General features: G+C 66.1%; 20 protein-coding genes and 1 tRNA gene. 16 read left to right on the top strand and 5 right to left on the bottom strand.

All coding sequences use genetic code 11. The features are described 5' to 3' along the window. Nucleotides 1-14: 14 nt before the first annotated feature. The 4 genes from murI to rdgB all read left to right on the top strand — a co-directional run bounded on the left by murI (nucleotide 15) and on the right by rdgB (nucleotide 3,084). A complete protein-coding gene (murI, locus tag BST27_RS21035; protein WP_372515506.1) occupies nucleotides 15-815 on the top strand; it encodes a glutamate racemase in 801 nt (266 codons plus the stop codon). 72 nt (nucleotides 816-887) lie between these two features. Continuing rightward, the gene (locus BST27_RS21040; RefSeq protein WP_069418772.1) at nucleotides 888-1,664 is read left to right on the top strand and encodes a cyclic nucleotide-degrading phosphodiesterase; all 777 of its coding nucleotides are present in this window, start codon (nucleotides 888-890) and stop codon (nucleotides 1,662-1,664) included. A 32-nt stretch (nucleotides 1,665-1,696) separates the two neighbouring features. Further along, the gene (gene rph, locus BST27_RS21045) at nucleotides 1,697-2,476 is read left to right on the top strand and encodes a ribonuclease PH (protein ID WP_069418771.1); all 780 of its coding nucleotides are present in this window, start codon (nucleotides 1,697-1,699) and stop codon (nucleotides 2,474-2,476) included. Further along, nucleotides 2,473-3,084 (top strand): RdgB/HAM1 family non-canonical purine NTP pyrophosphatase, encoded by a 612-nt coding sequence (gene rdgB, locus BST27_RS21050; protein ID WP_069418770.1) that lies wholly within the window; start codon nucleotides 2,473-2,475, stop codon nucleotides 3,082-3,084. Before rph ends, rdgB begins: the two co-directional genes overlap by 4 nt. Nucleotides 3,085-3,139: 55 nt before the next feature. Here rdgB and BST27_RS21055 read toward each other — a convergent pair whose 3' ends face one another. Continuing rightward, on the bottom strand, nucleotides 3,140-3,496 hold the full coding sequence (locus tag BST27_RS21055; RefSeq protein ID WP_069418769.1) for a DUF3817 domain-containing protein: 357 nt from the start codon (nucleotides 3,494-3,496) through the stop codon (nucleotides 3,140-3,142). Beyond that, nucleotides 3,493-3,870: a hypothetical protein gene (locus BST27_RS21060; protein WP_069418768.1), complete on the bottom strand. Its 378-nt coding sequence runs from the start codon at nucleotides 3,868-3,870 to the stop codon at nucleotides 3,493-3,495. The genes BST27_RS21055 and BST27_RS21060 overlap by 4 nt, the downstream gene beginning before the upstream one ends. Before the next feature lie 485 nt (nucleotides 3,871-4,355). Here BST27_RS21060 and BST27_RS21065 point away from each other — a divergent pair. The 5 genes from BST27_RS21065 to BST27_RS21085 all read left to right on the top strand — a co-directional run bounded on the left by BST27_RS21065 (nucleotide 4,356) and on the right by BST27_RS21085 (nucleotide 10,950). Further along, nucleotides 4,356-4,442 (top strand) — tRNA-Leu (locus BST27_RS21065). Between the two features lie 290 nt (nucleotides 4,443-4,732). Next, complete coding sequence (locus tag BST27_RS21070; RefSeq protein ID WP_079219930.1) at nucleotides 4,733-5,446, top strand: TetR/AcrR family transcriptional regulator; 714 nt, start codon at nucleotides 4,733-4,735, stop codon at nucleotides 5,444-5,446. Continuing rightward, nucleotides 5,446-8,070: an ABC transporter ATP-binding protein/permease gene (locus BST27_RS21075; RefSeq protein ID WP_069418766.1), complete on the top strand. Its 2,625-nt coding sequence runs from the start codon at nucleotides 5,446-5,448 to the stop codon at nucleotides 8,068-8,070. Before BST27_RS21070 ends, BST27_RS21075 begins: the two co-directional genes overlap by 1 nt. Beyond that, entirely contained in the window at nucleotides 8,067-9,806 is a 1,740-nt protein-coding gene (locus BST27_RS21080) for an ABC transporter ATP-binding protein (RefSeq protein ID WP_069418765.1), read from the top strand. The genes BST27_RS21075 and BST27_RS21080 overlap by 4 nt, the downstream gene beginning before the upstream one ends. 67 nt (nucleotides 9,807-9,873) lie before the next feature. Next, on the top strand, nucleotides 9,874-10,950 hold the full coding sequence (locus BST27_RS21085) for a phosphotransferase family protein (protein WP_069418764.1): 1,077 nt from the start codon (nucleotides 9,874-9,876) through the stop codon (nucleotides 10,948-10,950). On the opposite strand, the gene BST27_RS21090 is transcribed toward BST27_RS21085, so the two are convergent. Next, a complete protein-coding gene (locus tag BST27_RS21090) occupies nucleotides 10,951-12,117 on the bottom strand; it encodes an acyl-CoA dehydrogenase family protein (RefSeq protein ID WP_069418763.1) in 1,167 nt (388 codons plus the stop codon). A 109-nt stretch (nucleotides 12,118-12,226) separates the two neighbouring features. Between BST27_RS21090 and fabG the strand changes: the two genes are divergently transcribed. Genes fabG through BST27_RS21115 form a run of 5 tightly spaced genes read left to right on the top strand, consistent with a single transcriptional unit; the run spans nucleotide 12,227 to nucleotide 17,324 of the window. Then, a complete protein-coding gene (fabG, locus tag BST27_RS21095) occupies nucleotides 12,227-12,976 on the top strand; it encodes a 3-oxoacyl-ACP reductase FabG (RefSeq protein WP_069418762.1) in 750 nt (249 codons plus the stop codon). Beyond that, nucleotides 12,973-14,217, top strand: coding sequence for an acetyl-CoA C-acetyltransferase (locus BST27_RS21100; protein WP_069418761.1), 1,245 nt, complete (start codon nucleotides 12,973-12,975; stop codon nucleotides 14,215-14,217). The genes fabG and BST27_RS21100 overlap by 4 nt, the downstream gene beginning before the upstream one ends. Then, nucleotides 14,214-15,422 (top strand): CoA transferase, encoded by a 1,209-nt coding sequence (locus BST27_RS21105; protein ID WP_069418760.1) that lies wholly within the window; start codon nucleotides 14,214-14,216, stop codon nucleotides 15,420-15,422. Before BST27_RS21100 ends, BST27_RS21105 begins: the two co-directional genes overlap by 4 nt. Next, on the top strand, nucleotides 15,419-16,612 hold the full coding sequence (locus tag BST27_RS21110; RefSeq protein WP_069418759.1) for an acyl-CoA dehydrogenase family protein: 1,194 nt from the start codon (nucleotides 15,419-15,421) through the stop codon (nucleotides 16,610-16,612). Before BST27_RS21105 ends, BST27_RS21110 begins: the two co-directional genes overlap by 4 nt. A 4-nt stretch (nucleotides 16,613-16,616) precedes the next feature. Continuing rightward, nucleotides 16,617-17,324, top strand: a complete 708-nt coding sequence (locus BST27_RS21115; RefSeq protein ID WP_069418758.1) for a GntR family transcriptional regulator — start codon at nucleotides 16,617-16,619, stop codon at nucleotides 17,322-17,324. Between the two features lie 21 nt (nucleotides 17,325-17,345). On the opposite strand, the gene BST27_RS21120 is transcribed toward BST27_RS21115, so the two are convergent. Next, nucleotides 17,346-17,516, bottom strand: a complete 171-nt coding sequence (locus tag BST27_RS21120; RefSeq protein ID WP_079219928.1) for a DUF2191 domain-containing protein — start codon at nucleotides 17,514-17,516, stop codon at nucleotides 17,346-17,348. 57 nt (nucleotides 17,517-17,573) lie between these two features. Beyond that, a complete protein-coding gene (locus BST27_RS21125; RefSeq protein WP_069418757.1) occupies nucleotides 17,574-18,962 on the bottom strand; it encodes an NAD(P)/FAD-dependent oxidoreductase in 1,389 nt (462 codons plus the stop codon). A gap of 91 nt (nucleotides 18,963-19,053) precedes the next feature. On the opposite strand from BST27_RS21125, the gene BST27_RS21130 reads away from it, so the two are divergent. Together BST27_RS21130 and BST27_RS21135 are read left to right on the top strand one after the other, a co-directional pair. Further along, the gene (locus BST27_RS21130; RefSeq protein WP_069418756.1) at nucleotides 19,054-19,770 is read left to right on the top strand and encodes a TetR/AcrR family transcriptional regulator; all 717 of its coding nucleotides are present in this window, start codon (nucleotides 19,054-19,056) and stop codon (nucleotides 19,768-19,770) included. A gap of 100 nt (nucleotides 19,771-19,870) precedes the next feature. Then, on the top strand, nucleotides 19,871-20,480 hold a 610-nt coding region (locus BST27_RS21135), incomplete at its 3' end, for a PE family protein (RefSeq protein WP_139805277.1).

Below are 20,480 nucleotides of genomic sequence, written 5' to 3' on the forward strand. Positions count from 1 at the left end.
CCTATCCCGGCGCCATGGCGCCCATCGGTATTTTCGACTCCGGCGTCGGCGGATTGACGGTCGCCCGGGCGATCATCGACCAATTGCCGGACGAGGACATCATCTACGTCGGCGATACGGGCAACGGCCCTTACGGTCCGCTGCCCATCCCGGAGATCCGCGCCCACGCGCTGGCCATCGGCGACGACCTGGTCAGCCGCGGCGTGAAGGCACTGGTGATCGCGTGCAACTCGGCGTCGGCGGCATGCCTGCGGGACGCGCGTGAGCGTTACGACGTTCCCGTCGTCGAGGTGATCCTGCCGGCCGTGCGGCGCGCGGTGGCCGCCACGCGCACCGGCCGCATCGGCGTCATCGGGACTCGGGCGACCATCACGTCACACGCCTACCAGGACGCGTTCGCCGCCGCCCGCGACACCGAAATCACCGCTGTCGCTTGCCCGCGTTTCGTGGACTTCGTCGAGCGCGGAGTCACCAGTGGCCGTCAGGTGCTCGGACTGGCCGAGGGTTACTTGGAGCCACTGCAACTGGCTGGGGTCGACACGCTCGTGCTCGGCTGCACCCACTACCCGCTGTTGTCCGGCTTGATCCAACTCGTGATGGGGGAGGACGTCACCTTGGTGTCCAGCGCCGAGGAGACGGCCAAACAAGTGCTCCGGGTGCTCACCGAGATGGATCTCCTGCGTCCGCACGATGCTCCGCCCGCGACCCGGCTCTTCGAGGCCACGGGCGACCCCGAGGCGTTCATCAAACTCGCCGCGCGATTCCTCGGACCCGCCGTAACGGGCGTTGAACCTATCCGCCACACGACCGTTTAGTAGGTATGCCTATGAATCCTCCCCCTAATGCGGCGATGTTTTCTCCATCGTGGTAGCGGGCATGGCACAGTAGTGTCCGTGCGCATAACCGTGCTCGGGTGCTCGGGCAGCGTCGTGGGTCCCGATTCCCCCGCGTCGGGCTATCTGTTGAGGGCCCCCGACACGACTCCGATCGTCATCGACTTTGGTGGCGGTGTGCTGGGCGCGCTGCAACGGCATCTGGATCCCGGTGCGGTGAACGTGTTTCTGTCGCACCTGCACGCCGATCACTGTCTGGATCTGCCCGGCCTGTTCGTCTGGCGGCGGTACCACCCCTCCAAGCCCACCGGTAAGGCGTTGCTGTACGGACCGAGCGACACCTGGTCGCGGTTGGGCGCGGCGTCGTCTCCCTATGGCGGCGAAATCGACGACTGTTCGGACATCTTCGATATCCGCCACTGGGTCGACGGTCAGCCCGTGCAAGTGGGCGCGCTCACGGTGGTGCCGCGGGTCGTCGCCCACCCGACCGAGTCGTACGGCATGCGCTTCACCGATCCCAGCGGAGCGACGCTGGTGTTCAGCGGTGACACCGGCGCTTGCGACCAACTCGTCGAACTGGCCCAGGGTGCCGACGTCTTCCTGTGCGAGGCCTCCTGGACGCACTCGCCGGACCGCCCGCCCGATCTTCATCTGTCCGGCACCGAGGCCGGCCAGGCCGCGGCGCGGGCCGGAGTGCGTGAGTTGTTGTTGACGCACATCCCGCCGTGGACCTCGCGGGAAGACGTGATCAGCGAGGCCAAGGCCGAGTTCGACGGTCCCGTGCACGCCGTGGTGCCCGGCGAGACGTTCGAAGTACGGCGGGCCGGCTAATCGGCGTTGCCCCGCCAACTAGGGTTGGCGTCGTGTCCAAAAGAGAAGACGGCCGCCTCGACGACGAGATTCGTCCGGTGGTCATCACCCGCGGCTTCACCCAAAACCCTGCGGGTTCGGTGCTGATCGAATTCGGTCAGACGAAGGTCCTGTGCACCGCCAGCGTCACCGAGGGGGTGCCGCGGTGGCGAAAGGGTTCTGGGCTGGGCTGGCTCACCGCCGAATACGCAATGCTGCCCTCGGCAACACACACGCGCTCCGACCGAGAATCGGTGCGGGGTCGCGTCGGCGGGCGCACCCACGAAATCAGCCGGTTGGTCGGTCGGTCACTGCGGGCCTGCATCGACCTCGCGGCGCTGGGGGAGAACACCATCGCCGTCGACTGCGACGTGCTGCAGGCCGACGGCGGCACCCGCACCGCGGCCATCACCGGGGCCTATGTCGCGCTGGCCGACGCCGTGACCTACTTGTCCGCGGCGGGCAAGCTGTCGGACCCCAGGCCGTTGTCGTGCGCCATCGCCGCGATCAGCGTCGGCGTCGTGGACGGCAGGGTTCGCGCCGACCTGCCGTACGAAGAGGACTCACGCGCCGAGGTCGACATGAATGTGGTGGCCACCGACACCGGCACCCTAGTCGAGGTGCAGGGCACCGGTGAGGGCGCGACTTTCCCTCGTTCCACGTTGGACAAACTGCTCGATATGGCCCTGAGCGCCTGCGACAAGTTGTTCGCCGCCCAGCGCGAGGCGTTGGCGTTGCCCTACCCGGGCGAGCTGCCCGAGGGTCCGCCCCGGCCGAAAGCGTTCGGAAGCTGACCCGGGTTCTGGTCGCCAGCCGAAACCGTAAGAAGCTGGCCGAACTTCGCCGCGTGCTCGATGCCGCCGGGTTGTCGGAGTTGACGTTGGTGTCGCTCGACGATGTGGCGGCTTTCGACGAGGCCCCGGAAACGGGCGCTACGTTCGAGGAAAATGCACTGGCCAAGGCGCGCGATGCCTTTGCCGCGACCGGTCTGGCGAGCGTTGCCGACGACTCTGGATTGGAGGTCGCCGCGCTCAACCGCATGCCCGGCGTGCTGTCCGCGCGGTGGTCCGGCAGGCACGGCGACGACGCCGCCAACAACGCCCTGCTGTTGGCGCAATTGCGCGATGTGCCCGACGAGCGCCGGGGTGCCGCATTCGTCTCCGCCTGCGCCTTGGTGTCGGAGACCGACGAAGTTGTGGTGCGCGGTGAATGGCCCGGCACGATCGCCCACGAGCCAAGCGGTGACGGCGGGTTCGGCTACGACCCCATCTTCATTCCGGAGGGGTCCGAACGGTCCGCGGCGCAACTGAGTCCGGCCGAAAAGGACGCGGTGTCGCATCGCGGCCGGGCACTGGCGTTGTTACTGCCGGCCCTACGCGCTTTGGCGGCCGGCCGAGCGTGAAGCTGGCGTGACGCTCGACATCGAGCGTCACCCCAGAGTGCCGTTGGGTGTGACGCTAAATGTCGAAGCGAGCCTTGATGTCCTTGGTCTGAAAGTGCTCGATGATGATCCCGAGCAGCGGCACCGTGCCGGACACCAAAATGCCGAATGTCTTGACGATCGGCCAGCGCACCTTGACCGACAAGTTCAGGGTCGCCAACAGATAAATGAAATACACCCAGCCGTGCACCACGCCGATCCATGTCGGTGGGTTGTCCACCTTGACGACGTAGCGGAGCACGATCTCGTAGCACAGCGCGATCAGCCAGAGACCCGTCGCCCACGCCATGAACCGGTAGGCGAAGAGGGCGGTGCGGATCTTCTCGCTGGAAAACCCGGCCGCGGTCTGCTGCGGTGTGTCGGGTGCGGTCATGCGGTCGTCCTGTTCTGCTTGTCGGCGTCGTTCTTGGCCAGTTCGGCCAGGTAGGCGTTGTATTCGCGTAGGGCGGGGTCGTCCGGCGGTGGCTGCGCCGCCCGCGGACGTTCGGGTAGCAGGCCCTCGGGTATCTCGGTGGGAGCGGTCTCCTTCGGCTCCGGTGGCGCCTCCTCGTACCGAACGAAGGTTCGATAGGCGTAGATGCAGAAGCCGGCGAACAGCGGCCACTGCAGCGCATAGCCGAGGTTCTGGAAGCTGCCGGACACCGATTGGTACCTCGTCCACTGCCACCAGGCCAAAGCCAGGCAGCCGCCGGCCGCGATGATCACCAATGCGATCAGCGCGGGCCTGCGACGACGTGTAGTGGACACCCCTTGACGGTACCGCGCGTGGATTCAGGACTTGGGGCCGACGAATTCATCGAGCCGTGCCACTGCCGCTTTGCGGTATATGGCGAGGACATAGCGACGTGACCGAGTCCACGGAATTTCAAGCGCATCAAGCGATTCGCAGATGAGCCCCAGGATGTCTTCGGCAGATAAAGGCCCAGTAGGTAGCAGTATGGCCCAGGCGGGAGCCTCGCGAAGTCATGTGCCATCCGACAGGGCGCCGATCCCGCCGGCACTCGCGCCCGCACCTGCAAGCCGCAATAGCGCCGATCCCAAATCGTTCTGCGGGGTATGCCTGTCTGCCTCGCAGATATCTCGGTCGTTCATGCCGGCTGCAATCAAACCTTGGACGGTCTCGAACTCCTCCGCGGATCGCACGTGCGCCCCTCTCACCTTGGTGCCGAGACCAACTCAAGAGGGGCCGCCGACAGTTATCTTGGTAAGCAGAGCGGTACTATCGGCAACGCGCGGGCGTGATGAAACTGGCAGACATGATGGCTTTAGGTGCCATTGCTCGAAAGAGCGTGTGGGTTCGAGTCCCTCCGCCCGCACCACTCAGCTCTCGTCTCGCGCCGAGATTGCCGCTACGGTCGCGGTTCGACGCGTACCCACAGCCGTCACCGCAATCTCGGCGACGCCGTTATGCGCGCCACGCCGAACCTCTCGGCGAGATTGCCGCCACGGTTGCGGTTCGACGCGTACCCACAGCCGTCACGGCAATCTCGGCGACGCCTTCGGACGATGCCTACTCACCTGCCCCGCCTCTGCACCCCTGAGTTTTGACCGTCGGGTAAGGTGACCCTTAGTTTGTGGGGGTAACTAACTAGGGCCAGGTGTGCTGTCGATGAAAACCGTCGTGTCTCGTCCGGGTGGTGGACGTCCGCCGCTCATCGCGGTGGACGACATCGTTCGGGTGGGCCGCGAACTGGGAATGCGACGGCTGAGCGTCAACGCCGTTGCCGCAAGACTCGGAGTGTCTGCGACCGCCCTTTACCGGCACGTCGAAAACCGTTGGGAATTGGAGCGTTTGGTCGGGGAAAGCCTGCTCGCCGAACTCGAGCTCCGAGAGGACCCGGAAGAGGACTTGCAGCGCCATTTGCTTTCGTTCGCGCTGCAGATGTGGCACTTCGTGGTCGACCACCCTGGGCTGGCGGCGTACCTCCAGGTCCTGTTCCCGCGTGGCGACGCGGGAACCCGGCTGCTGGTCACCGAGGTGGAAGCCCTGAGCCGACGCGGCTACTCCGTGGACGCGGCCATGGTGGTGAGCAGCGCAGTGGCCACGCTGGCGATCAGTCTCGCGGCACGTGAGGAGAGCAACGCCAGTATCACCGGCGGCGAGCAGGCCAATGGGTTCGCGCAGGAGCGTGAGGCGGTCCTGGATCAGCTCACGGCCAATGCCCAATTGGGCGCTGCCCATGTCGCCCTGCCCAGGCTGTCGAGTGCGCAGTACGTGCGGCTGTTGTTGGCCGCGTCGATCCGCGGGCTGGTCGGAGAGATCCCGCCGGGCCGCCCGATCAACGAAGTCGTGGCGCAACATGCCGCGAGAGAGGACATTTGATGGCACGGGGGATACAGGCTGCGATATTGCGCGGCTTCGGCGGGCGTGATCACACGGCAACGGTGCTCGAAACGGTCTACATAGCACCGCATTTCGTCCGGATCCGGATGGTGTCGCCGACCCTGTTCGAAGACGCCGAGACCGAGCCCGCCGCCTGGCTGCGGTTCTGGTTCCCCGACCCGAAGGGCTCCGACACCGAGTTTCAGCGCGCCTACACGCTTTCCGAGGCCGACCCGGAGACCGGCCACTTCGCGGTCGACATCGTGCTGCATGACCCCGCGGGCCCGGCGTCGACGTGGGCGCGAACGGTCCAGCCCGGCGCGACCATCGATGTCATGGCGCTCATGGGTAAGTCCCGATTCGTTGCGCCCGAAGAGCAGCCGGCGGGATATCTACTCATCGGCGATTCGGCGTCCATTCCGGGGATGAACGGAATCATCGGCACAATCCCCGACGATGTCCCCGTCGAGATGTACCTTGAGCAGCATGATCCCAACGACACGCTGATCCCCATCACGCAACATCCCAGGCTGCGTGTGCATTGGGTGAGCAGGTGTGATGAGTGCGCGTTGGCGGATGCGATCGAAAACCGCGACTGGTCCAACTGGTACGCGTGGGCCACTCCCGAGGCGACGACCCTCAAGAACGTCCGGAAGCGACTGCGCGAAACGTTCGGCTTCCCCAAGTCCGAGATCCACGCGCAGGCGTATTGGAGCGCCGGCAAAGAGATGGGCACCAGCCGCGGCGGTGAGTCGGAAGCCCCGTGCGCCCCGGCCGCCGACGAGCCGGAAGTGGTTGCAGGGCAACCACAACCCTGCGAGCCCACTGCACCAACGGCAAACGCGTCACCTGCGCGTGGCAGCTGGAGTGCTCAGGCGGCCGGAAAATTGCTTGCGCCGCTGCGAAAGTCGCTGATCCTTTCCGGGATCTTGCAGGCGGTGGTCACAGTGGTGCAGTTGGCGCCGTTCGTGCTGCTGGTGGAGTTGGCCCGACTGCTGCTAGCGGGAGCCGACGAGTCCCGACTCTGGAACATCGGAATCGCAGCGGTGGCGCTGCTGGGTCTGGGCACGCTTCTCGGCGCCGCCCTCACCCTTTGGCTGCACGTCGTGGACGCGCGTTTCGAACGCAATTTGCGCGCAAGGCTGCTCGCCAAGTTGGCTCGGCTGCCGCTGGGCTGGTTCACCGCCCGCGGATCGGGCTCGGTCAAACAACTGGTGCAGGACGACACGCTATCGCTGCATTACCTTGTCACGCACGCCATTTCGGATGCGGTTAGCGCCGTGATCACCCCGGTGTCGGTGTTGATCTATCTGTTCATCGTCGACTGGCGGGTGGCGCTGGTGATGTTCGCTCCGGTGTTGGTCTACGTGGTGATGATGTCGACGCTGGCGGTGCAGTCCGCCCCACGCATCGTTCAATCGCAGCGCTGGGCCGAGAAAATGAACGGCGAGGCCGGCGCCTATCTCGAAGGGCAGCCGGTGATTCGCGTCTTCGGCGGCGCGGCGGCCTCCACCTTCCGGCGCCGCTTGGACGAATACATCGGCTTTCTTGTCGACTGGCAACGCCCCCTGGCCGGCAAGAAGACCGCGATGGATCTGGTGACCCGCCCCTCGACCTTCCTGTGGCTGATCACGAGCATCGGTACCTTGCTGGTCGTCACGCACCGGATGGATCCGGTGAATCTGCTGCCGTTCCTGTTGCTGGGCACGACATTCGGGGCCCGGCTGCTCGGCATCGCCTACGGACTCGGCGGCATCCGTGCGGGCATGGTGGCCGCGCGGCGACTGCAAACCACGCTCGACGAACCCGATCTCGACGTGCAGGAGCGACCGCAGCAAGCGGTGCCTGAAGACGACACGGCAACGGTGGTGTTCGACCACGTCACTTTCAGCTACCGGCCGGGCGTGCCGGTGATCCAGGACGTGTCGCTGCGGCTGCGGCCAGGCACGGTAACCGCGCTTGTCGGCCCCTCCGGGTCCGGGAAGTCGACGCTGGCCGCCCTGTTGGCACGCTTCCATGACGTCGAGCAGGGTTCCATAAGTGTTGGTGGACAGGACATCCGATCACTGACCGCGGACGAGCTGTACACGCGGGTCGGGTTCGTCCTGCAGGAAACCCAACTGGTGCACGGCACCGTCGCCGAGAACATCGCACTGGCCGTGCCCGACGCGACCGCCGAGCAGATTCAAGATGCCGCCCGCCAGGCGCAGATTCACGAGCGGATACTGCGTCTTCCCGACGGGTACGACACCGTCCTGGGCGCGAGCACCGCGCTGTCCGGTGGTGAGCGGCAACGCCTCACCATCGCCCGCGCCATCCTGGCCGACACACCGGTCCTGATCCTCGACGAGGCGACCGCGTTCGCCGACCCGGAGTCGGAATACCTGGTGCAGCAGGCGCTTAACCGACTGACCCGGGACCGCACCGTGCTGGTGATCGCCCACCGGCTACACACCATCACTCGGGCCGACCAGATCGTCGTGCTCGATCACGGCCGGATCGTCGAACGCGGCACCCACGAGGAATTGCTGGCCGCAGACGGGCGTTACCGCCGCCTCTGGGAGACCGGCCAGGGCCAGGGCACCCGGGTGGCCGTTTCGGCAGCGCAGGAGGTGGCACGATGATCCGTACCTGGATGAGCCTGGTTCCGGCAGATCGGCGCGGGAAGATCGTTGCCTACGCAGTGCTCGGTTTCATCTCTGTGGTGGTTCGGGCGGCGGCCACGGTGTTGCTCGTCCCACTGGTCGGGGCGTTGTTCAGCGACACACCGGAGCGGGCGTTGTTGTGGCTGGGTTGGCTTACGGGCGCGACGGTGGCCGGCTGGGTGATCGACACCATCACGGCGCGCATCGGTTTCGACCTGGGCTTCGCCGTGCTGGACGGCTCCCAGCACGATGTGGCCGACCGGCTTCCGAGCGTGCGGCTGGATTGGTTCACCGCCGACAACACCGCGACGTCGCGACAGGCGATCGCCGCAACCGGGCCGGAATTGGTCGGTCTGGTGGTCAACCTTGGGACGCCGCTGTTTTCGGCGATTCTGCTGCCCGCCGTCATCGCGCTGGCGCTGCTGCCGATCTCGTGGCAACTCGGGTTGGCCGCGCTGGCCGGTGTGCCGATGTTGTTGGGAGCGTTGTGGGCATCGGCGCGCTTCAGCCGCCGCGCCGACAAGGTGGCCGGCGAAGCCAATATCAGGCTGACCGAGCGGATCATCGAATTCGCCCGAACCCAACAGGCGTTGCGCGCCGCGCGGCGGGTGGAGCCGGCACGCAGTCTGGTCGGCTCCGCGCTGGCCGCTCAGCACGGCGCCACAATGCGGTTGCTGGGCATGCAGATTCCGGGCCAGTTGTTGTTCAGCATCGCCAGCCAACTGGCGCTCATCATGTTCGCCGGTGTCACGACGGCTTTGACGGTGGGGGGCACACTGTCGGTGCCGGAGGCGATCGCTCTGATCGTCGTGCTGGCCCGCTACCTCGAGCCGTTCACCACGGTGAGCGAACTCGGGCCCGCGTTGGAAAGTGTCCGCGGCGTCCTCGAGCGCATCCGATCGGTGCTGACCGCGCCGGTCATGGTCGCCGGTGCGGGGACCCTGCGCGACGGCGCTGGAGCCCCGCGGATCGAATTCGCCGACGTTGCCTTCGGCTACGACAGCGCCAGCGGACCGGTTCTGGACGGGGTCAGCTTCTCCCTGCAACCGGGCACTACGACGGCGATCGTCGGACCGTCGGGCTCCGGAAAGAGCACCATCCTGGCGTTGATCGCGGGCCTGCACCATCCCACCAGCGGTCGCGTCCTCATCGACGGCACCGACGCGGCGACGTTGAACGTCGAAGCCCAACGCGGGGTCAGTAGTGTTGTGTTCCAACACCCGTACCTCTTCCACGGCACGATCCGCGAGAACGTCTTCGCCGGCAACCCCGACGCCGGCGAAGACCAATACGGGCAGGCCGTCCGGCTGGCCCGGGTCGACGAGCTGATCGGCCGCCTGCCCGACGGCGACGACACCGTTGTCGGCGAGGCCGGTTCGACGCTCTCCGGCGGCGAGCGGCAACGGGTGAGCATCGCGCGCGCTCTGCTCAAGCCCGCACCGGTCCTGTTGGTCGACGAGGCCACCAGCGCGCTGGACACCGAGAACGAGGTTGCGGTGGTCGACGCGCTGACCGCGGATCCGCAATCGCGCACTCGGGTGATCGTCGCGCATCGCCTGGCCAGCATCAGGCACGCCGACCGCGTTCTGTTCGTCGACAACGGCCAGGTGGTGGAAGACGGAACGATAGACGAATTGCTCGCCGCTGGTGGACGATTCAGCGAGTTCTGGCGCCAGCAACACGAGGCCGCGGAATGGCGGATCCACGCCGATTAGGCGCAGATTGGGCACCGATTAGGTCCGGCCCACCGAAGCTCATGCCGTATGGCTTACAGTTGCTCGTGTGGCTGTCTCTGTTGCGATTCCCCGGCACCCCGGCGACGTTACGTCCGAGTGGCTGGCGGCGGTCCTCAGTGCCCGCGGCACGCCGGTCGAGGTTTCCGGGGTTGACGTTACCCCCGTCGGCACCGGACAGACCGGGGCCACCTACCGGGTGGCGGTGACCTACGGGACCGATCCAGGTGAGCTGCCACCCACCTTCGTCATCAAACTGCCGGCGCAGGATGACACCGTTCGCGACCGAGTAGCGCTCGGGTATCGCAGCGAATGCGCGTTCTACACCTATATGGTTGACCGCGTCGACGTGCCGACACCCCAGTGTTTCCATGTCGGAATCACAGAAAATGCAATGGATTTCGCGCTATTGCTGGCCGACCAGGCGCCCGCCGTGCAAGGAGACCAGATCGCGGGCTGCGACGAACAGGCTGCTCGACTGGCGGTCACGGCGTTGGCCGGCCTGCACGGGCCCGGCTGGTGCGATCCCTTCTGGTTGGACCTCCCCGAGATCGCGTTTCAACGCCCGGACGAGGCCTCCGCGGCCGGGCTCGGCGAGGTCGCAAAGATGAGCGCCGGGATCACCCTGGACAAGCTCGGTGAACGGATGAGCGCCGATGATCGTGAGACCTTCACGGCGACAATGGATCTGGTGACGCCGTGGCTGCTCGCCGAGCGGGACAGATTCGCCCTGCTGCATGGCGATTACCGGCTCGACAACCTGCTGTTCGATCCCGAATACCGCCGCGTCAGCGTGGTCGATTGGCAAACGGTCAGCGTCGGCCTTCCGGCGCGGGATCTGGCCTACTTCACGGCCACCAGCCTCAACTCCGAGTTGCGCGCCGCCATCGAAGAAGACCTCGTCGCCGAATACCACCGCGCCCTGATGGGATACGGCGTCAGCGATTACGACCGCGAAACCTGTTGGCGTGACTACCGGTTGGGGATGCCGCACACGGTGCTGATCTCGGCGCTGGGCTTCGCTTTCGCCACGGCCACCGAGCGTGGCGACGACATGGTGCTGACCATGCTGCGGCGCGGTTGCCAGGCCATCCGCGACCTGGGGACGCTCGAACTGATCGGCTGATCACTGGCGCTGCGCCGCCTTGACCAAGTTGGATCCGATGATCAGCTGCTGAATCTCGCTGGTGCCCTCGTAAAGCCTTAGCAGCCGCACGTCGCGGTAGATGCGTTCGACCGGAACACCACGCATATAGCCGCTGCCGCCGTGGATCTGAACCGCGAGATCGGCCACCTTGCCGGCCATTTCGGTGCAGAAGAGCTTCGCCGCTGACGGAGCGATGCGTCGGTCCTGGTTCGTGACCCACAGTCGGGCGGCCTCGCGGACCAGGGCGCGGCCGGCGAGCACGGCGGTTTGCTGATCGGCCAGCATGGCCTGCACCAATTGGAAGTTGCCGATCGGCGTTCCGCCCTGCGTCGCCGTGGCGGCGTACGCCACGGACTCGTCCAGGGCGCGCTGGGCGGCGCCCACCGCGATCGCGGCGATGTGGACCCGGCCGCGCGCGAGCGAGGTCATCGCCGCGCGGTAGCCGATGTCTTCGCTCCCGCCGACCAGCGCCGAATCGTCGACTCGGACGTCGGTGAAGCTGACGTCGGCGGTCCAGGCGCCTTCCTGGCCCATCTTGGCGTCCTTGGCGCCTACCTCGACGCCGGGCGTGTCCCCGGGAACCAGGAAGACCGCGATGCCAGGGCCGCGTTCGTCGGCGGGACGGGTCCGCGCGAAGACCACGAACAGGTTGGCCACCGGTGCGTTGGTGATGAACCGCTTCTGCCCGTTGATCACCCAATTCCCGCCATCCCGAACGGCTTTCGTTCTCAAGCCGGCCGGATTCGACCCGGCTCCGGGTTCGGTCAGCGCGAAGGAGGCGACGACGTCACCCGACGCGATCGGTTCCAGCCAGCGGGCCTTTTGCTCGTCGGTGCCGAAGCCCACGAGTACCTGTCCGGCGATGCCGTTGTTGGTGCCGAACATCGACCGCACGGCCAGCGAGGTGTAGCCCAACTCCATGGCAAGCTCGACGTCCTGCTCCAGGTTCAGGCCCAGACCACCCCATTCCTGTGGGATCGCGTACCCGAACAGGCCCATCTTCTTGGCGTGGTCGCGCAGATCGTCAGGCACCCGGTCTTCGTCCAGGATCTCCTGCTCCCGCGGGACCACCGCGGTGCGGACGAAGTGGCGAGTTTGCCTCAGGATCTCCTGAAAGTCCTCGTCAGAGACGTCAGGGGAGGTCATTGGCCGATGCTCCTTCTGGCGCGCGGCTGGGCACCGCCGTCCGGGGGCAGATCCTATATGAAATATGATATTGGCCTGACGGGGCCCGCTCGGGCCAGGAACGGGAGGCGTGATTCAGGTGTCGTTGTTGAGCGGTCAGAGCGCGGTGGTTACCGGGGGAGCGCAAGGTCTGGGATTTGCCATCGCGGAGCGGTTCATTGCCGAGGGGGCCCGGGTGGTGCTCGGGGACGTCAACCTCGAAGCGACCCAGGTGGCCGCCAAGCAACTCGGCGGCGATGACGTCGCGTTGGCGGTGCGCTGCGATGTGACGCGGGCCGATGACGTCCAGGCCCTCATCCAGACCGCGGTCGACCGGTTCGGCGCCCTGGACATCATGGTCAACAACGCGGGCATCACCCGCGACGCGACCATGCGCAAGATGACCGAAGAGCAATTCGACCAGGTCATCAACGTGCACCTCAAGGGCACGTGGAACGGGACCAGGCTGGCCGCCGCGGTCATGCGGGAGCAGAAGAGCGGCGCGATCATCAACATGTCCTCGATCTCGGGCAAGGTCGGCATGATCGGTCAGACCAACTACTCGGCGGCCAAGGCCGGCATCGTCGGGATGACCAAGGCTGCGGCCAAAGAGCTTGCGTACCTGGGTGTTCGAGTGAATGCGATCGCTCCCGGATTGATCCGCTCCGCCATGACCGAAGCCATGCCGCAACGCATCTGGGATTCCAAGGTGGCCGAGGTCCCGATGGGCCGCGCCGGCGAACCCAGCGAGGTGGCAAACGTCGCGTTGTTCCTGGCCTCGGACATGTCCTCGTACATGACCGGCACCGTCCTGGAAATCACCGGCGGTCGGCACCTATGACCACCAGCGCTCGTTCGTCTGTCCGGCGGGAAGCCGTCATCTGCGAGCCGGTGCGGACACCGATCGGTCGCTACGGCGGGATGTTCAAGTCGCTCAGCGCCGTCGACCTCGGAGTCACCGCGCTCAAGGGACTGCTGGAGCGCACCGGGCTGGCGCCTGACGCGGTGCAGGATGTGATCCTGGGTCACTGCTATCCCAACAGCGAAGCGCCGGCGATCGGCCGGGTGGTGGCGTTGGACGCCGGTCTACCGGTGACCGTTCCCGGCATGCAGGTCGACCGGCGTTGCGGCTCGGGCCTGCAGGCTGTCATTCAGGCGTCCCTGCAGGTCGCATCCGGGGACAACGACCTCGTGATCGCCGGCGGCTGCGAAAGCATGAGCAACGTCGCCTTCTATTCCACCGACATGCGTTGGGGTGGAGCACGTTCGGGTGTGCAGGTGCACGACGGCCTGGCACGCGGCCGCACCACCGCCGGTGGCCGGCACTATCCGGTACCAGGCGGCATGCTGGAGACCGCCGAAAACCTACGCCGCCAGTACGACATTTCCCGTCAGGAGCAGGACGAGCTTGCGGTGCGCTCCCACCAGCGCGCGGTGGCGGCGCAAAAGGACGGCCTGTTAGCCGACGAGATCATCCCCGTGACGGTGCGCACCCGCCACGGCGAGGAACTGATCGACACCGACGAACACCCACGCGCCGACACCACGCTCGAATCGCTGAGCAAGCTCAAACCCGTTCTGGTAAAGCAAGATCCGGAGGCTACGGTCACCGCCGGCAACGCGAGCGGGCAGAACGATGCGGCGTCCATGTGCGTGGTGACCACCCCGGAGAAGGCCGCCGACTACGGCCTGACGCCGTTGGTCCGGCTGGTGTCGTGGGGCCAGGCCGGCGTCGCTCCCAACATCATGGGGATCGGGCCGGTGCCGGCGACCGAGGTCGCGTTGGCCAAGGCCGGTCTGCAACTGAGCGACATCGACCTCATCGAGCTCAACGAAGCCTTCGCCGCGCAAGCCTTGGCGGTGATGCGCGAGTGGAATTTCGGCGCCAGCGACCATGATCGAACCAACGTGCTCGGCTCGGGAATTTCGCTGGGTCACCCGGTTGGAGCGACCGGAGGCAGGATGCTGGCCACGCTGGCGCGCGAACTCAACCGACGCCAGGCCCGCTACGGGCTGGAAACCATGTGCATTGGCGGCGGGCAGGGTCTGGCGGCCATCTTCGAACGGGTCGAGTCGGCGTGACGGGTTCCGCGTTGCCGCTGAGCGGCATCACCGTCGTCGAGTTGTCCAGCTTTGTCGCCGCCCCGCTGTGTGGCCTCACGCTGAATCAACTGGGCGCGCAGGTGATTCGGGTCGACCCGATCGGCGGTGCCGCGGACACGCAGCGGTGGCCACTGTCCGACGACGGCACGTCGATCTACTGGACCGGCCTGAACAAGGGAAAGCGCTCGGCGACAATCGATCTGCGCTCGACCGAAGGTCAGGAGCTGATCCAGCGGCTGGTGGTGGAAGGCGACGGCATCATCGTCACCAATGCGGTGCTGCCGTGGCTGAGTCACGAACTCCTGGCCGCCAAGCGGCCCGACGTCATTCACGTCCAGTTGCTGGGCAAGGGCGACGGGTCCACCGGGGTGGATTACACCGTGAACGCGGGTCTCGGCTATCCGCTCGTCACCGGGCCGGCGGACCATGCCGGTCCGATCAACCACGTCTTGCCCGCCTGGGACGTTAGCTGCGGTCTCTATGCCGCGCTCGCTGTCGTTGCCGCGGTCCACCGCCGGGACAAGTCCGGCGTCGGAGCGCAGGTCCGCATCGCGCTGGAAGACGTCGCGCTGGCCACCGCGGGCAACCTGGGTCTGTTGACGGAACCCCAGGTGACCGGGACGCAACGCGAACGTCTGGGCAACGCCATCTACGGCCAGTACGGCCAGGACTTCGTCAGCAAGGACGGGGCGAGGTTCATGGTCGTCCTGCTGACCAAGCGCCACCTGCGCGACCTGGTCGACGTAACGGGCACTGGTCCGGCCGTGACGGCGCTGGCCGAGGCGCTGGGCGCCGACTTCGCTTCCGAGGGTGACCGTTACCGCTACCGCGATGTCCTGTCGGGTTTGTTCGGCACCTGGTTCGCCGACCACACCGCCGACGAGATCACCGCGACCCTGTCGGACACTACGGTGTTGTGGGAGCAGTACCGCACCTTCGCCGAGGTGGCCGAAGGCCCGAAAGTGACTGACAATCCGCTGTTTTCCCGACTGCACCAGCCGGGTGTCGGTGATTACCTGGCCCCCGCTCTGCCGGCGACGTTCGACGGCGTTCGCTACGCCAGTACGGCCGCGCCGGCGCTCGGGGCGGACACCGCCGCCGTGCTCACCGAGAAACTGAATCTGACGACCACCGATATCGAGCGCCTTACCAGCGCGAAGACGATAGGGGGAGGCACCCCATGACCAGGCTCGCCCAAACTCTCGGCCTCACCGATGTCCAGGCTGAAATCGTCTCGACCGTAAGGCAGTTCGTCGACAAAGAAATCATCCCCAACGCGCCGGAGTTGGAACGCACCGACACCTATCCGCAGGCGATCGTCGACGGGCTGCGGGATATGGGGCTGTTCGGCCTGATGATCCCCGAGGAATACGGCGGGCTCGGGGAGTCGCTGCTCACCTATGCACTGTGCGTCGAGGAATTGGCGCGCGGGTGGATGAGCGTGTCAGGTGTGCTCAACACGCATTTCATCGTGGCTTACATGTTGCGCCAGCACGGCACCGACGAGCAGAAGCAACGCTTCCTGCCGCGGATGGCGACCGGCGAGACCCGGGGCGCATTCTCGATGTCCGAACCTGAACTGGGCTCCGACGTCGCCGCGATCCGCACCCGAGCCACCCGAAATTCCGACGGCACCTACACCATCGACGGCCAGAAGATGTGGCTCACCAACGGCGGCAGTTCGACGTTGGTGGCTGTCCTGGTGCGAACCGACGAAGGGGCGGACAAGCCGCACCGCAATCTGACCGCATTCCTGGTCGAAAAGCCCACTGGCTTCGGTGAAGTGGTGCCGGGCCTGATCATCCCCGGGAAAATCGACAAGCTGGGTTACAAGGGCATCGACACCACCGAACTCATCTTCGACGGCTACGGGGCCAGCGCCGACGACATCCTCGGTGGCAAACCCGGCCAGGGGTTCTTCCAGATGATGGACGGTATCGAAGTCGGCCGGGTCAACGTGTCCGCACGGGCCTGCGGCATCGGCATCCGCGCCTTCGAACTGGCGGTCAAGTACGCCCAGCAGCGGCAAACATTCGGCAAGCCGATCGCTGAGCACCAGGCGATCGCGTTCCAGTTGGCCGAGATGGCCACCAAAGTCGAAGCCGCACACCTGATGATGGTGAACGCCGCCCGGCTCAAGGACTCCGGCGAACGCAACGATGTGGCCGCCGGAATGGCGAAATACCTTGCCAGCGAGTTCTGCTCGGAGGTCACCCAGCAGAGCTTCCGGATCCACGGCGGCTACGGCTACTCCAAGGAGTACGAGATCGAGCGGCTGATGCGCGATGCGCCCTTCCTGCTCATCGGTGAAGGGACCAGCGAGATTCAAAAGCAGATCATCAGTAAGCGACTGCTGGACGAGTACCGGGTGTAAGCCGATGACAATTCCGAACTTCGGGGCGCGGCCGCAGCTTTCCGAGGACGTCGCGAAATTTGTCCGCAAGAGAATCTTCGACGGTACCTACGCCGCGGGTCAGTACGTGCGTCTCGATCAGCTGGCGGCGGAATTGGGCATCAGTGTGACCCCGGTGCGGGAGGCCTTGTTTGCGCTGTGCGCCGAGGGCTTGGTTGCCCAGCAGCCCCGCCGCGGGTTCGTCGTACTGCCGCTGACGCAGCGCGACCTGGCCGACGTCGCCAACGTGCAGGCACACGTGGGCGGAGAACTTGCGGCTCGGGCCGCGACCTGTATCACCGACGGCCAACTCGCCGAGCTGGAAAGGATTCAGGCGCAGCTGGAAAAGGCTTATGCCAACGACGATGACGAGCAGACGGTTCGGCTCAACCACGAATTTCACCGGGCCATCAACATCGCCGCAAACTCACCGAAGCTGGCTCAGTTGATGGCGCAGATCACCCGCTACGCGCCCGAATCGGTGTTTCCCAGCGTCGAGCATTGGCCCGCCCAAGCGGTCAGGGATCATCGACGCGTGTTGGCCGCGCTGAAGAAGCGCGACGAACAGCTGGCCCGCGCGGCCATGTCGGAACACTTTGCGGCCAGCGCGGTTCCGTTGATCGACCATCTTGTCGAGCGCGGGGTAATCGGCGATGGTGAAGGCCCATCGGTGCCTCGGGGAGGGCGTTCGTAAAACTCGGTTGGCCGTCAGAGGTCATCGCGCGGTATGGCCGGCCTGCGGCCACTCGATCTGTCGAGCTCGCGCCGCTCCGGCGACTGCCTGCTGCAGCGCGGCTCGCACGGTGTCCGAAACGCCCGTTGTGTTCAATTCGCGTTTTGCGGCAGCCAGGAGTTCGTCATCGAGGTCGATGCGGCGCTTGGTCATGCGGGTGCCCCTTTGAATTGTTCACACAGCATATGTGTGAAAGTTCCCGCCCGCTGTTCACACTCGCTGAACGTCGGGCGTGAAGACCGGGCGTTTGGCGGCAAGCTTCTTCGCCGATGCGGCGCGACGCCGGTTGAACATGCGTTGCTCGACAATCCGGTCCACTTCGCGTCGCACATCTCGACGAAGCGTGCGTAGCAGCAGTCCGCGGTCGGCGCCTGGTTCGCGCGCGGCCGCCCAAACCCAGCGGACCAACCGACGTGGCGTGAAAACCTCGGTGGCCAAACGGTTTCGGGAGAAGACGTCCAAAATCTGTGTCGGTCCGTCGGGTTGACTGGCGAACCAGCGGTAGGCGGCATCTTCGACAGGCGAAACGGTGTCGTCACGGCCGAGCTGGTTCGCCCACTGGTACATGGGCAGGCATTGTTCGTCGCGGTCGACTTCCCACCTGGCCAGGGCCGCATCCAGTGCTTCCGGCTCGTCAAGGTGGGCCGCCGTCGTCTCGCCCAGGAGGCGGCCGAACCTGAGCGCGTCCCGGATCCCTTGGGCGGTCACCGGATCCTTGAAGTGGCCGGCATCCCCGGCCAACGCCCACCCTGGGCCGTGCGAATGCCGGAAGTACGACGGATGGCTGTATGAGATCAGGATCTTGCTGACGCGGTTGCAGTCGTGTAGCCGGGAGGAGAATGGCGGGATCCGACGAACCGTGTCGAGAAAGGCGGCCTCGGCGTCGCGCCGAAACTCGTCGGCACGGCTGACCGGTGGCATCAGCAGGGCCACCAATTGGCCGCCATCACAAGGAAATACGGTGACCAGGTCATCGTCATAGCGCCATTGCATGGCCAGGTTGCGCAGGTCCTGGTGGGCGTCTTCGTAATAGGCGTAGGCCATCATGCGCTGGTTGTCCCAGCGGTGGTGCTCGGTGGTGCCCACCAACCGGGCGATGGTGGAGCGCCTGCCGTCGGCCCCTACCACCAGCTTCGCGGTGATTGTGCCCTCGCCGCCGTCGCGCTGGCGGTAACGGATTCCGGCCACCCGGCCGTCTGGGTCGAAGACCAGATCGGTGACCCGCGTGCGTTCGCGAACCTCGGCACCCTCCGCGCGGGCGGTCTGTACGAGCGCGAGATCGAGTCCCGGTCGGCGGACACAGGCGCCGACATCAAACCCGTTGGCCTTGCTGAAGTTACCGACAACCTCTACCCCGGGGGATGCGAGGCCGGCGCGGGTGTGCAGCGGTGCGCCGAGTTCTAGCACCCGGTCGCGGGCGCCCAACAGCTCAAGTTCTTCCCAGTGGTTCGGGAAGAACAGATGAGTCGACAGGGTGTCGGACGGAAACGACGCGCCGTCGAGGGCGACGACCTTGCGACCGCGACGCGCGAAGGCGATGGCAGCGGCAGCGCCCGCGCAGCGGCTTCCGACAATCACGACGTCGGTGCGCTCGTGCATAGGGGTGAGGATGTCAAACCGGCGAGTGTTTTGCAATAGCGTTCAATTTATGAATTGACTTCTAATAGGCTCTCCGGCCTATCCTGACTCCGTGTCCGGTAGCAGCACTCCCGCGCGCACCAGTGGCGCGGCGGCCCGCGGCGAGCGCCGGCGTGCCCGGACGCGCGCGTTGATCCTGGACGCCGCCGAAGTGGTGTTCAGCCGCGAAGGTTATGACGGCGCGCGGATCGAGGAAATCGCCGAGACCGCCGACGTCTCCGTCGGGTCGATCTACACCCACTTTGACGGAAAGCGCGGTGTTTACCTGCATCTGGTCGATCGCTCGTTGAAATTCTTCGCCGAATACATGACGCGCAGCGAAGATCCGACGTTGACACCGCTGCAACGGGTGCTGGCCGGCGGTGATGCGTACCTGCGGTTCCACCTGGACCACCCGGGGGCGTTCCACTTTTTGGCCTACCGAAATCCCGGCACCACACCGTTTTCCGGTGCGGACGGACCAGAGGCCGCGATCCGCGACAAGGTCGGCGAACTGCTGCGCCGGTTCGCAGCCCAGATCGACGAAGCGATTGCGGCGGGGGAGGCGCGACCCGTCGATTCGATGCGCCTGACTCGATTTCTTTGGGGCGCGTGGAACGGCGTGATCGCTCTTCGCCTGCAACCCGAGGGGTTGCGACTGTCCGAGTCGGAGATCGCCGAAACGCTGGAGCTGGCCCGCTGGTTGCTGCGCGAGGGAATAGCCAGCCCGGCGCTCCGGGACGAGAACGGCGAGGTAAACGACCGCGTCCCGCTGCCGCGCATCACGTGACACATCGGCCCGGGGACCGATTCGCTTGCCCTAGGTCCGAGATCCTCCTGCATGATGCATTGGTGGCCACCAGCTAGCGTCGGAGGGCAGTAACACCGCCATGTCGTTTCTGATCACCACACCGGACCTGGTGTCGAAGGCAGCGGCGGATGTGGGGCGGATCGGCGCCTCGATCTTCGCGGCGAATTTTTCGGCCCAAGGTCCGACCAGCACGTTGGTGGCCGCCGCCGAGGATGAGGTGTCAGCGGCGATCGCCGAATTGTTCCGCCATCAGGCGCGGGCCTACCAGGCGGCCAGTGCTCAGGTGGCCGCCTTTCATGCGCAGTTCGTGCGGGCATTGGGTGACGCCAGCGGGGCCTATGCGGCGGCGGAGGCGGCCGCTGCCAACCCACTGCAGATCGTCGGCGACAACGTTCTGGGTGTGATCAACGGGCCCACCAACCTGCTGTTGGGACGCCCGCTGATCGGTGACGGGGTCAACGGCACCCCCGGCACCGGGCAAGCCGGTGGGGACGGCGGGATCCTCTGGGGCAACGGCGGAATGGGCGGCTCGGGTGCGCCGGGCCAGGCGGGTGGTCGCGGCGGCAACGCCGGATTGATCGGGAACGGTGGGGCCGGCGGCGCCGGCGGTATTGGACGCGGGGTCGGCGGTAACGGCGGGACCAGCGGTGGCGGCGGCTCGTCCGCGTCGGTCGGTAGCAATGGCGCAC

This window comes from Mycobacterium intermedium (genome assembly GCF_002086275.1).
Classification (GTDB): Bacteria; Actinomycetota; Actinomycetes; order Mycobacteriales; family Mycobacteriaceae; genus Mycobacterium; species Mycobacterium intermedium.

Excerpts from the sequence above, each read along its gene's own strand:
- murI (WP_372515506.1), top strand. The coding sequence starts at position 15 with ATGGCGCCCATCGGTATTTTCGACTCCGGCGTCGGCGGATTGACGGTC.
- BST27_RS21055 (WP_069418769.1), bottom strand. The coding sequence starts at position 3,496 with ATGACCGCACCCGACACACCGCAGCAGACCGCGGCCGGGTTTTCCAGC.
- BST27_RS21070 (WP_079219930.1), top strand. The coding sequence starts at position 4,733 with ATGAAAACCGTCGTGTCTCGTCCGGGTGGTGGACGTCCGCCGCTCATC.
- BST27_RS21075 (WP_069418766.1), top strand. The coding sequence starts at position 5,446 with ATGGCACGGGGGATACAGGCTGCGATATTGCGCGGCTTCGGCGGGCGT.
- BST27_RS21080 (WP_069418765.1), top strand. The coding sequence starts at position 8,067 with ATGATCCGTACCTGGATGAGCCTGGTTCCGGCAGATCGGCGCGGGAAG.
- BST27_RS21090 (WP_069418763.1), bottom strand. The coding sequence starts at position 12,117 with ATGACCTCCCCTGACGTCTCTGACGAGGACTTTCAGGAGATCCTGAGG.
- BST27_RS21100 (WP_069418761.1), top strand. The coding sequence starts at position 12,973 with ATGACCACCAGCGCTCGTTCGTCTGTCCGGCGGGAAGCCGTCATCTGC.
- BST27_RS21110 (WP_069418759.1), top strand. The coding sequence starts at position 15,419 with ATGACCAGGCTCGCCCAAACTCTCGGCCTCACCGATGTCCAGGCTGAA.
- BST27_RS21115 (WP_069418758.1), top strand. The coding sequence starts at position 16,617 with ATGACAATTCCGAACTTCGGGGCGCGGCCGCAGCTTTCCGAGGACGTC.
- BST27_RS21120 (WP_079219928.1), bottom strand. The coding sequence starts at position 17,516 with ATGACCAAGCGCCGCATCGACCTCGATGACGAACTCCTGGCTGCCGCA.
- BST27_RS21125 (WP_069418757.1), bottom strand. The coding sequence starts at position 18,962 with ATGCACGAGCGCACCGACGTCGTGATTGTCGGAAGCCGCTGCGCGGGC.